Annotated in this window: 8 protein-coding genes and 1 pseudogene; all 9 read left to right on the forward strand. The window is 61.0% G+C overall.

What is annotated here, in order from left to right:
* Positions 1–95 precede the first annotated feature (95 nt).
* Positions 96–1160, forward strand: a complete 1065-nt coding sequence (locus MUN79_RS15890; protein WP_244673660.1) for a glycoside hydrolase family 43 protein — start codon at positions 96–98, stop codon at positions 1158–1160.
* Between the two features lie 65 nt (positions 1161–1225).
* Positions 1226–2899 carry a family 43 glycosylhydrolase gene (locus tag MUN79_RS15895; protein ID WP_244673661.1) on the forward strand — a complete coding sequence of 558 codons (1674 nt, stop codon included), beginning with the start codon at positions 1226–1228 and terminating at the stop codon, positions 2897–2899.
* A 335-nt stretch (positions 2900–3234) separates the two neighbouring features.
* Positions 3235–3477: a hypothetical protein gene (locus MUN79_RS31120; protein ID WP_311136494.1), complete on the forward strand. Its 243-nt coding sequence runs from the start codon at positions 3235–3237 to the stop codon at positions 3475–3477.
* The gene (locus MUN79_RS15900; protein ID WP_311136495.1) at positions 3474–4418 is read left to right on the forward strand and encodes an aldose epimerase family protein; all 945 of its coding nucleotides are present in this window, start codon (positions 3474–3476) and stop codon (positions 4416–4418) included. Before MUN79_RS31120 ends, MUN79_RS15900 begins: the two co-directional genes overlap by 4 nt.
* A 143-nt stretch (positions 4419–4561) precedes the next feature.
* The gene (locus MUN79_RS15905; protein ID WP_244673662.1) at positions 4562–6274 is read left to right on the forward strand and encodes a ribulokinase; all 1713 of its coding nucleotides are present in this window, start codon (positions 4562–4564) and stop codon (positions 6272–6274) included.
* A complete protein-coding gene (locus MUN79_RS15910) occupies positions 6271–6972 on the forward strand; it encodes an L-ribulose-5-phosphate 4-epimerase (RefSeq protein ID WP_244673663.1) in 702 nt (233 codons plus the stop codon). The genes MUN79_RS15905 and MUN79_RS15910 overlap by 4 nt, the downstream gene beginning before the upstream one ends.
* 130 nt (positions 6973–7102) lie before the next feature.
* Positions 7103–8593, forward strand: coding sequence for an L-arabinose isomerase (gene araA / locus MUN79_RS15915; RefSeq protein ID WP_244673664.1), 1491 nt, complete (start codon positions 7103–7105; stop codon positions 8591–8593).
* A gap of 194 nt (positions 8594–8787) precedes the next feature.
* Positions 8788–10487, forward strand: a pseudogene (locus tag MUN79_RS15920) (sodium:solute symporter family transporter).
* Between the two features lie 166 nt (positions 10488–10653).
* Entirely contained in the window at positions 10654–12417 is a 1764-nt protein-coding gene (locus tag MUN79_RS15925; protein ID WP_244673665.1) for a family 43 glycosylhydrolase, read from the forward strand.
* The last annotated feature ends 45 nt before the right edge of the window (positions 12418–12462 follow it).

A 12462-nucleotide genomic window follows, 5' to 3' on the forward strand; every position in this document is an offset into this window, starting at 1 on the left:
CGACAGCCGTTCCGGCCCCGTGCTTGGAGCGGCTGTCGTGCTTCGGGGCTAGCCCGAGCTTCATTATCTGCTTGTCACGTTGCTAGCTGCTGCAAATGAAAAGGAACACTCTGAGAATCGGGCGGCTGCTGCCGGTGCTGCTGGCCGTAGCGCTGGGCTGTAAAAGCGGGAGCGAAACCGCCGGCCCCGCCCCGCCGCCCACTGCGGCCAATACCTTCACCAACCCGCTGCTGCCCTCCGGGCCCGACCCATGGGTATACCAGAAGGACGGTTTTTACTACTACCTGCACACGACCAACACCAACCTGCGCATCTGGAAAACGGCGAAGATGTCGGACCTGGGTGCCACTTCCAGCGTGCTGGCCTGGGCGCCAGTGGCCGGCAGCCCGGCTTCCAGCAACCTCTGGGCCCCGGAGTTGCACTTTCTGGACGGCAAGTGGTACATCTACTACTCGGCCGGCCCGGCTGGCCCCGATTTGGGCCGACAACGGACCTGGGTGCTGGAAAATGCTGCCGCCGACCCCACCACCGGTACCTGGGTAGATAAAGGCAAGCTTTTCAGCCCCGGCGCCGACTTTTGGGCCATCGACGGCACGGTGCTGGAGCAAAACGGCCGGCGCTACTTTGTCTGGTCGGGCCACAACGGCACGGATGCTATTCAGCGCATCTACATTTCGGCCATGAGCAACCCCTGGACGCTGAGCGGGCCGCGGGTAGAGCTTTCCCACCCCGAGTACAACTGGGAAAACGTAGGCCCGCCCTACGTGAATGAAGGCCCCGAAATCCTGAAGCACGGCGACAAAACCTTTCTGGTGTACTCGGCCAGCTTCTGCGGCACCGACCAGTACGCGCTAGGCATGCTCACGGCCGCCGCCACTGCCGACCCGCTGCTGCCCGTCTCCTGGCAGAAGTCGACCAAGCCGGTGTTTGTCCAGAACCCCGCCGGCCGGGCCTACGCCACGGGGCACAACTCCTTCTTCAAGTCGAAAGACGGGCAGGAGGACTGGATTATCTACCACGCCAACTCCAACTCCAATGAGGGTTGCGTGGAAAAGCGCAATCCGCGCATGCAAAAGTTTACCTGGAATCCCGATGGTACGCCGAACTTCGGCACCCCAGTAGCCATCAACACGCCCATTGCCAAGCCCGGCGGCGAATAGCGGCCACTACCTGACCTTTTCCTCAACCCCAAATCCCACCTGCTATGCTTTCATTACTACTCCGTTTGCGCCGTCTCGGGTCGGGCTGCGGCCTCATCCTGCTGGTCCTGCTGCTCACCTTGCTGGCCCGGCCCCAGGCCCAGGCCCTGCAAGGGTTTCCCGGGGCCCACGACCCTTCCACCATTGTCAAGGAAGGCAACAAATACTGGATTTTCACCACCGGTCGGGGCATTTATAACATGTATTCGACGGATCTGGTAAACTGGACGCCCAGCCCCCGGGCCGTGTTCGTGAACAACGCCTACCCCAGCTGGATCAACACCAAGGTGCCCAACTTCCAGGGTGATTTCTGGGCGCCCGAGTGCGTGTTTATGAACGGGAAATACTACCTGTACTACTCGTGCTCCACGTTTGGCTCCAAGGTGTCGGCCATCGGGCTGGCGACCAACGTTACCCTGGACCCCACCAGTCCCAACTACCGCTGGGAAGACCAAGGCGAAGTAGTTTCCTCTAACGCGTCGAGTTCGGCCAACGCCATTGATCCGGCCATTTTTCAGGACACTAATGGTGACGTTTGGCTGACGTACGGCTCATTTTTTGGCGGCTTGCGCAGCTTACAGCTTAATGCCACCACCGGCAAGCCTCTGAACTCTACTTCGTACGCGCTGGCCAACGGCGACGTGGAAGCGGCATTTTTGACCAAGCAAGGCAGTTTCTACTACCTGTTTATCAACCGCGGCAGCTGCTGCAACGGCATCAACAGCACCTACCACATCCGCGTTGGGCGCGCCTCGTCGCCCACCGGGCCCTTCCTCGACCAGAACGGCACCAGCCTGAACAGCAACGGCGGTACGTTGGTGCTGGGCAGCGCCGGCCGCTTTATCGGGCCCGGACACGCGGGCATCTTTACCGAGGGCGGCGTCAACTACTTTTCCCACCATTATTACGATGGCGAAGAAAACGGCGCGCCCAAGCTCGGCCTGGCCCGCCTTACGTGGAATGCGGCTGGCTGGCCCGTAGTCAGCCGCGACTGGGTGGCGGCCGGGCGCTACGAAATCAAGAATCAGAACAGCAACCTGATCTGGGATGCCTGGGGCTGCACCGGCGCGGCGGGCCAGATGATTGCCCAGGGCACCCCGGCCGGCCTCGACTGTCAGCGCTGGGACTTTACGGCGCTGGGTAACGGCGAGTATAAAATCACCAACGCCCTGGGGGGCCTGGCCGCCAACGTAGCGGGCTGCTCGGCCGCGGCTGGGGCCAAGCTACAGCTTGCGGCCTACACCGGGGCCACTTGCCAACGTTTCCGCATCGACCGGGCCAACGATGGTACGCTGGTGCTGGCCTCGGCCAACGGCAACCGGGTAGTGGAAGTGCCCAACGCGGCCACTACCGCCGGGCAGCAGCTGGGCTTGTGGGATTACAACGGCTGCCCCTGTCAACGCTGGAGCCTGACTGCGGTAAGCGGTACGCTGGCTACCGCCAAGCGGCAACTGCCGGGCGTAGCTGTGTATCCAGTTCCGGCCTCGCGCACAGGCTTTACCGTTGAGCTCAGCGCCTCCTCCGGTACCGGAACCACGCAGGTCAGCGTAGCCGACGTGGCCGGGCGGCGGCTTTACCAGGGTTCCTTTGGCTCCCAACAGCAGGTGTTACAGGTGGCAGTGGCGCTACCGGCCGGCTTGTATGTGGTGCAAGTGGAACGTGGCGGGCACGTGAGTACCCAAAAAATCACGGTTCAGTAGCAATTATAGACTGGCAATGGGTAAAAAGAGCGACTGAAACAGATTACGTAATGCACAAACGATTGTGTAACTCCGGAAGTTTATCTACTTTACGCACCATATTGCCGGCTAGGAAAGTAGCTACTACTTATTTTCTGGGTCGAATGATATGCATTAATACCCTGTAATTAAAGAGGATATGCTTGGTTTTGGCCTGCACAATCCATTGTTGTTCTTTTTGCTACGGAATGCCTTGCTTATGACTGCTACTAGCGCGGCCTCTTACTTCTTGCAATCCCACCTTTTTTCCGCTCATGACCAACGCTAAAAATACTGCCGGCCGATTTCTGGGGAGCGTGGCTGCCATAACCAGTCTGCTGACCCTGGGCGCTTGCAACCAAACCTCTTCCCCGGAACAGGGCGCGGCCTCTGCCACAACAGCAGCCTCTGACACGACCAGCGCCCAAAACGGAGCTACAGCTGCCATGCCTACATCTGCTTCCTTCGGCAAAACCTCGGACGGCACCGAGGTGCAGCTCTTTACCCTGACTAACGCCCACGGCCTGCAAGCCACCATCAGCACCTACGGGGCATCGTGACCAGCCTGCTTGTGCCCGACAAAGCTGGCAAACTCGGCGACATCGTGCTGGGCTTCGACAATGTAAGTGGCTACCAGAGCCCCGAATACCAGAAATCGGGCCCGTACTTCGGGGCCCTGATCGGGCGCTACGGCAACCGCATTGCTAAGGGCCAGTTTACCCTGGAGGGCAAAACCTACACACTGGCCAAGAACAACGGGCCCAACCACCTGCACGGCGGGCTCAAGGGCTTCGACAAAGTCATCTGGCAGGCCGAGCCCGGCAGTTCAGCGGCGGGCCAAACGCTGAAGCTGACCTACCAAAGCAAGGACGGGGAAGAAGGCTACCCAGGCAATTTGACCGTGACGGTGGTCTATACCCTGACCCAAGACGACGCGCTGCAGATCGACTACTCGGCCACCACCGACAAGGCCACGCCCGTCAACCTGACCAACCACAGCTACTTCAACCTGAGCGCGGGCCAGCGCCCGGACGTGCTGGCCCACCAGGTCACGCTGCCCGCCGACCGCTACACCGTGGTCGATGCCGACCTGATTCCCACCGGCGAGCTGCGGGCGGTGAAGGGTACGGCCTTCGACTTTACCACGGCCCACGCCATCGGTGAGCGGATTGCCCAGGTGCCCGGCGGCTACGACCACAACTGGGTGCTAAATGCGGCTACTGAGGGGCAACATCCGGCCGCTACGGTCTACGAGCCCACGTCGGGCCGCACGATGCAGGTGAGCACCACCGAGCCCGGGGTGCAGTTCTACACCGGCAACTTTCTCGACGGTAGCCTGACGGGCAAGGGCGGCCGGGTCTACGGCAAGCACGCGGGCTTCTGCCTGGAAACCCAGCACTTCCCCGACTCGCCCAACCAGCCTAAGTTCCCCTCCACCACCCTGCAGCCCGGCCAGACCCTGCGCTCCACTACTACCTACCAGTTTGGCGTGCGTAAGTAGCAGAAATGGTGAAGTTGAGAAAGGTGAAGTTGTAAACTGGAGTTTGACAGCGCGTTGTGCGCTACAGCACCACAGCTCACCATTTCACCATCTCGCAAACTCACCATTTCACCATTTCACCACTTCTCAACTTTACCTTCCCCGTGCAAACTTCCGACTCATACGTTATTGGCATCGACTACGGCACCGACTCGGTGCGGGCCCTGCTGGTGAATGCCCGCACCGGCGCCGAAGTAGCGCAGGCCGTGCATCCCTACGCCCGCTGGAAAGAGCAGCGCTACTGCAACGCGGCCAAAAACCAGTTCCGCCAACACCCACTCGACCATATCGAAGGCCTCGAAGCCACGGTGCGGCAGGTGGCCAGTCGCGTACCCGCCGAGCAGATTGTGGGCCTGGCCGTGGACACCACCGGCTCGACGCCCGGCCCGGTAAACGAGCAGGGCGTGGCCTTGGCCTTGCTGCCCGAATTCGCCGAGAATCCCAACGCCATGTTCGTGCTCTGGAAAGACCACACGGCCCTGGCCGAGGCGGCCGAAATCAACCAGAAAGCCCGCACCTGGGGCGGCGACGATTACACGAAGTTCGAGGGCGGCATCTACTCCTCGGAGTGGTTTTGGGCCAAGATCATGCACGTAACCCGCCAGGATGAGGCCGTGGCCCAGGCCGCCTACTCCTGGATGGAGCACTGCGACTGGCTTACGCTGCTGCTCACCGGCGCGGACCTGCACACCTTCAAGCGCAGCCGCTGCGCCGCCGGCCACAAGGCCATGTGGCACCACAGCTGGGGCGGCCTGCCGATGGAGCACTTCATCGTGGAGCTGGAGCCTAAGCTTACCCTGCTGCGCGGCCACCTCTACCAGGACACGTTTACGGCCGACGAAGTAGCGGGCCACCTCTCCGAAGAGTGGGCTACCCGCCTGGGCCTGACCACCAAAACCGTGGTGGCCGTGGGTACTTTCGACGCTCATGCCGGGGCTGTAGCCGGTGAAATCGAGGCGTATTCCATGGTGAAGGTCATGGGTACCAGCACCTGCGACATCGTGGTGGCGCCCATGGACGAAGTAGGGGAGAAGCTTGTGCCCGGCATCTGCGGGCAGGTCGACGGCTCGGTGATTCCGGGCATGCTGGGCCTGGAAGCGGGGCAGTCGGCCGTGGGCGACCTGCTGGCCTGGTTCCGCCAAGTAATCGAGTGGCCGCTGAACACCATGCTGGCCGGTTCCAAAGTGCTGAGTGCCGAGCAGCAGCAGGCCTTGCGCCAGGAAATGAGCGACACAATTATGGTGGAGCTCAACCAAGCCGCCGCGGCCATCGACCCCGAGGAAACCGCCGTACTGGCCCTCGACTGGGTAAACGGCCGCCGCACCCCCGACGCCAACCAGGCCCTGAAGGGCGCCATTATGAACCTCACGATGGGCACCACCGCCCCGCACATTTTCCGGGCGCTGGTGGAGGCCATCTGCTACGGCTCCAAGCAAATCGTGGAGCGCTTCGAGCAGGAAGGCATTCCTATCAAGCAGGTCATCGGCCTGGGTGGCGTGGCCAAGAAGTCGGCCTTTATGATGCAGACCCTGGCCGACGTGCTCAACCGCCCCATTAAAGTAGCCGAGTCGGACCAGGCCCCGGCTCTGGGCGCAGCCATGTACGCGGCCGTTGCCGCCGGCATTCACCCCGACGTGGTGTCGGCCCAGCGGGCCATGGGCAACGGCTTTGCCGATACCTACGAGCCCAACCCGCAGCGCGTGGCTGACTACCAGCGCCGCTACGAGCAGTATCAGGCCTTTGGGCAGTATGTAGAACAGGCTACCGAGCTGCGCCGCGGCGAAGTAGCCGAAACCGAGTTGATCGAGCAAGCATGAGCCAGTTTCAGGAATTAAAGCAGGCCTGCTACGCGGCCAACATGCAGCTGCCCGAGTTGGGGCTGGTGCTCTTCACCTTCGGCAACGCCAGCGTCGTGGACCGCGAAAAGCGGGTGTTTGCCATTAAGCCCAGCGGGGTGCCCTACGCCACGCTCAAGCCCGAAGACATCGTCATCGTGGACTTCGCCAACAACATCGTGGAAGGGGAGAAACGGCCTTCCTCCGATACCAAAACCCATGCGGTGCTTTACTCGCACTGGGAGCATATCGGCGGCATCGTGCACACGCACAGCACCTACGCCACGGCCTGGGCCCAGGCCCAGCTGGACATCCCGATTCTGGGCACCACCCACGCCGACCACCTCACCGCCGACATTCCCTGTGCCCCGCCCATGGACGACCAGATGATAGCCGGCGACTACGAGCACCAGACCGGCTGGCAGATTATCAACGAGTTTCAGCGCCGCGGCCTTTCGCCCGAGGAAGTGGAAATGGTACTGCTCAGCAACCACGCGCCCTTTACCTGGGGCAAAACCGTGGAAAAAGCCGTCTACCACAGCGCTGTGCTCGAGGAAGTAGCCCGCATGGCTTTCCTCAGCTGCACGCTGCGGCCCGACGTGCCCCGCCTCAAGCAGGCCCTGATTCAGAAGCACTACGAGCGGAAGCACGGCCTGCATTCCTACTACGGCCAAAGCTAAACCGGCAAATCTGTGGCAGCAAGTTGCCGCAGATTGCCGCGCCTAAAACGATTTAACGACTAATCCAACCCATACCCTAGCCGGCGTGGCGCCTTCGCCCAGCGTCAGGTTCTTCCCGGCTCCTTCACTCATGATTAACATCTCCAACTACGAAGCCTGGTTCATTACTGGCAGCCAGCACCTCTACGGCCCCGAAACCTTGGAGCAAGTAGCCCAGCATTCCCAGCAGATTGCCGAAGCCTTGGGAAGCGCCCTGCCCATCAAAATCGTGTACAAAGACGTGCTGACCGGGCCCGAGGGCATTACCCAGCTGGTGCAGCAGGCCAACACGACGCCGAACTGCGTGGGGCTGATTGCCTGGATGCACACTTTCTCGCCGGCCAAAATGTGGATCAACGGCCTGAAGATTCTGCAGAAGCCCCTGGCGCATTTGCACACTCAGTTCAACCGCGACATTCCCTGGGCCGATATCGACATGGACTTCATGAACACCAACCAGTCGGCCCACGGCGACCGGGAGTTTGGCTTCATCGGGGCCCGCTTGAAGCTGAAGCGCAAGGTGGTAGTGGGCCACTGGCAGAGTGCCGACGTGCACGAGCGCCTGAGCATCTGGAGCCGCGCCGCTTGCGCCTGGGCCGACTGGCAGGGGGCCCGCATCGTGCGCTTCGGCGACAACATGCGCTACGTGGCCGTAACCGAAGGCGACAAAGTAGAGGCCGAATTCAAGTTTGGCTACTCAGTGAACACCTACGGCATCGGCGACCTGGTAGCCGTTATCAACGCGGCTTCTGACGAGCAGGTAAATGCGCTGCTGGCCACTTACGAGCAGGAATACGAGCTGGCCGATTCGCTCAAGGAAGGCGGGGAGCAGCGCGAATCCTTGCGCGAGGCGGCCCGGATTGAAGTAGGCATGCGCCAGTTTTTGCAAGACACCAAGGCCATCGGCTTCACTGATACCTTCGAGGATCTGCATGGCATGGCCCAGCTGCCCGGCATTGCTACCCAGCGTCTGATGGCCGAAGGCTACGGCTTCGGCGGCGAGGGCGACTGGAAGACTTCCGCCCTGGTGCGGGCCATGAAGGTGATGGGCGCGGGCCTGCCCGGCGGCAACTCCTTTATGGAAGACTACACCTACCACTTCCAGCCCGGCAACGAGCTGGTGCTGGGCTCCCACATGCTGGAAATCTGCCCTACCATTGCGGAAGGCAAGCCCAAAGTAGAGGTACACCCGCTGGGCATCGGCGGCAAGGCCGACCCGGCCCGCTTGGTGTTCAACTGTCCAGCCGGCCCGGCCCTGAATGCTACCATCGTGGACTTGGGTCACCGTTTCCGTTTGGTAGTCAACGAAGTGGAAGCCGTAGCGCCCGAGCAGGATTTGCCCAAGTTGCCCGTAGCCCGGGTGCTCTGGCAAGTGAAGCCCAGCTTGAACGTAGGCGCCGCCGCCTGGATTTATGCCGGCGGGGCTCACCACACCGGTTACAGCCAGAACCTGACGGCCGAGTACCTGGAGGACTTTGCCGAAATGGCCGGCATCGAGTACGTCATCATCGACGAGGAAACCAAGCTGCGCACCTTCAAGAACGAGCTGCGCTACAACGAGGTAGCCTTCAGCCAACGCTAAGCCCGAGCAGTTAATGCATTAAATCAAACAGAACGTCATGTCGAGCCTGAGCGAGACATCTCGCGTGCTGCGGTTGGATTGTTCGTCCAACCACAGTGCGCCAGGTGCTTCGCCTGCGCCTCTGCATGACGTTCTTTTTTAGCCCGAATTTTCTTTTAGCCCGCTTCCTTCCCTCCATTTCCCGCCCCACATTCATGCGTAATAACCTTACTACGCTCGATCTGCTGGTCTTTTTCGTGTACTTAATCGGGGTTTCGGCCTACGGTTTCTACATCTACAAAAGCAAGCAAAAGGCCGAGCAAAGCACCAAAGACTACTTCCTGGCCGAAGGCTCCCTGACCTGGTGGGCCATCGGGGCAAGTATGATTGCCTCCAACATTTCGGCCGAGCAATTCATTGGCATGTCGGGCTCGGGCTTTAAGGTGGGCGTGGCCGTGGCGGCCTACGAGTGGGTGGCGGCCGTGGTGCTCATCATCGTGGCCGTGTTCTTTATGCCGGTGTATTTGAAGAACCACATCTTCACGATGCCCCAGTTTCTGGAGCAGCGCTACAACAGCACGCTCAGCCTGATTATGAGCATTTTCTGGCTGTTTCTCTACGTGCTCGTCAACCTGACCTCCATTCTCTACCTGGGCGCGCTGGCGTTGAGCAACCTGATTGGCGGCGACACTTTCCACCTCATCATCGTGCTGCTGGCCGTTTTCTCCCTGCTGATTTCCATCGGGGGATGAAAGTGGTGGGCTACACCGACGTGGTCCAGGTCGTGGTGCTGGTAGTCGGCGGTTTGGTCACGACCTACATTGCCCTGACGCTGGTCAGTGAGCAGTTTGGCCTGGGCGGGGGCGCTATTGCGGGTTTCAATGCCCTGATGGAAAAGGCCCCGGACCACTTCCACATGATTTTCGACAAGCCCACCCAAGGCACCCCGCAGGTGGAGGTCGATAAGTACCTGGCCTTGCCCGGCATTGCCATGTACTTTGCAGGCCAGTGGATTGTAAACCTGAACTACTGGGGCTGCAACCAGTACATCACCCAGCGCGCCCTGGGCGCCGATTTGCACACGGCCCGCACCGGTATTCTGTTTGCCGGCCTGCTCAAGCTCATGATGCCGGTGATTGTAATGCTGCCCGGCATTGCGGCCTACGTGCTGTACAAGAACGGCGGCTTGCAGGCCGAAATGTCGAGCACCGGTTCGTTCAACTCCGACAACGCCTACTCGGCCATTCTCACCTTTTTGCCCAACGGCCTCAAGGGTTTGAGCATGGCCGCCCTCACGGCCGCCATTGTGGCTTCGTTGGCGGGCAAGGTCAACTCGATTTCGACCATCTTCACCCTCGACATCTACAAGCGCTACCTCAACCCCGAAGCCACCGAGAAAAAGCAGGTGTGGGTGGGGCGGCTCACCATTCTGGCTGCCGTGGTACTGAGCGTGGCTTTCACCTGGAAGGATTTGCTGGGCATCGGTGGGGAAGGGGGCTTCCAGTTTATTCAGAAGTACACCGGCTTTATTTCGCCCGGTATCCTGGCCGTGTTCCTGCTGGGTATGTTCTGGAAGCGCACCACCGCCACCGCGGGCATCGTGGGCATTCTGGCGGGCTTTGCCCTGTCGGTATTCTTCAATAACTACGCCCCGGCGGTGCTGGGCCCCGAAACCATCCTGTACACGGCCTTCCGCAACAGCGCCGGAGCCTACGAAATCCCCTTCCTGATCTGCATGGGCCTCTCATTTGCCATCACCATGGTCCTGATGATAGGCGTGAGTCTGGCCGGGCCGGTGGTGAATCCCAAGGCTATTGACCTGCCCGCGGGCATGTTCCGGGTGAGCCGGCAAACCATGTCGCTCATCGTGGTGACCATGCTGCTGCTCACGGCTTTGTACGTGCGGTTCTGGTAGCCCCACGCCCCGCGCCATTTTCTTTCTGAGCTGCTGAAAACCAGCTTGCCGCGGCCAGCCTACTGCTGCCGCCGATTCCACCAAAACGGGGACGTGAACTTAAGTCGCGTCCCCGTTTTGGCTTCCGACCCCTCGCTCTGCCTTTTTCCAACCAATTCCCACAACCATGTTCCATTCTTCTACTGCTGCCCTGGTCTTGCGCCGGGCTACCTTCCGCTTCCTTGCCGGCCGCCGGCCTGGCTACCTTCTGCTTCTGCTGCTGGCGCTGCTGGGCTTGAGTCCCGCAGCCCGCGCCCTGCAAGGCAATGACAACTGCCACGACCCGTCGAGCATCGTCAAGGATGGTAGCAAATACTGGATTTTCACTACCGGCACCGGCATCTACGGCATGTACTCCTCCGACCTGGTGAAGTGGGAATCGGGGCCGCGGCCGGTGTTTGCGGCCGGCGCCTACCCGAGCTGGATTAAAACCAAAGTGCCCGGCTTCACTGGTGACTTCTGGGCCCCAGAGTGCGTGTACCGCAACGGCAAGTTTTACCTCTACTACTCCGTATCCACGTTCGGCTCCAGCGTGTCGACCATCGGGCTGGCCACCAACGTAACCCTGGACCCCACGAGCCCCAACTATCAGTGGGTGGATCAGGGCGAAGTGGTGTCGAGCGGCTCGGGTAGCGCCTGCAACGCCATTGACCCGGCCGTGGTAACGGACGCCAGCGGAGGGCTGTGGATGAGCTACGGCTCATTTTTCAAGGGCATCGGCCTGATTAAGCTCGACGCCACCACCGGCAAACGCTCCGGTACGAGCTTTACCTGGCTGGCCGGCAACGTAGCCGCCGACGGGGTGAGTCGCAGCAACAGCGGCAGCGAGGCGCCCTACATCGTGCGCAACGGCAGCTACTATTACCTGTTTATCAATAAGGGCGCCTGCTGCAACGGCTCGGCCAGCACCTACTACATCCAGGTGGGCCGCTCCACCAGCATCACCGGGCCTTACGTCGACAAAAACGGCGTGGATATGAACCGCAACGGCGGCACTACGCTCATGGCTACCCAGGGCAACTACGTCGGGCCGGGCCACGTGGGGCTGTACCAGGAAAACGGTGCTAACTACTTCAGCCACCACTACTACGACTCGAACCAGAACGGCCGGGCCCGCCTTAGCGTGGGCAACATGGGCTGGGACGCCGCGGCCTGGCCCTTCCTCACCCGCGACTGGCTGGCCACCGGCCGCTACACGCTGCGCAACCAGAGTAGTAACCTCGTCTGGGATGCCTGGGGCTGCACCGGCGCTTCAGGCCAAGCCATTGCCCAGGGCACCTACAGCGCCGGCCTGGCCTGCCAGCAATGGAATCTGATGCCCGACGGCAACGGCGAGTACAAAATAACCTCGGCCGTAGGCGCGGGCCTCGCGGCCGACGTGGTTAACAACAGCCCCAGCAACGGTGCCAAATTGCAACTTTACGCCTACAGCGGCATTGCTGGGCAGCGCTTCAAAATCGAGCGGACCAACGTGGGCAACTACGTTGTGTCGTCGGTGAACGGGGGGCGGGTGGTAGAAGTGCCAGGCTGCGCCACAACGGCCGGCGTGCAGCTGGCTTTGTATGATTATCTGTCCAACAACTGCCAGAAATGGGGCATAGCCCCGGCTACTGCCGCTCGGCCACTGTCGGCCCAAACAGCTGTGCTCCGCAACGTTTCCGTGTTTCCCAACCCCGCCGAGCTGGGCCGTTTTGTGGTCAACCTGGGGGAGGAACTCCGCAACACGTCCGTAACTATTACGCTGACTGATACTCAGGGCCGGACGGTCTATACCCGCGCTAGTTCAGGCACAACAACACTACCCGTGGAAACCGGGTTGCGCACGGGGCTCTACTTACTTCATGTGAGCAGTGCGCAGGGCGGATACAGCCAAAAAGTAGTGCTACAATAAGGAGACTATTGTGGAAATTTTTCTGCACCTCAACCACTCTACTCC

The sequence above is a fragment of the Hymenobacter cellulosilyticus genome (assembly GCF_022919215.1).
Taxonomy (GTDB): domain Bacteria; phylum Bacteroidota; class Bacteroidia; order Cytophagales; family Hymenobacteraceae; genus Hymenobacter; species Hymenobacter cellulosilyticus.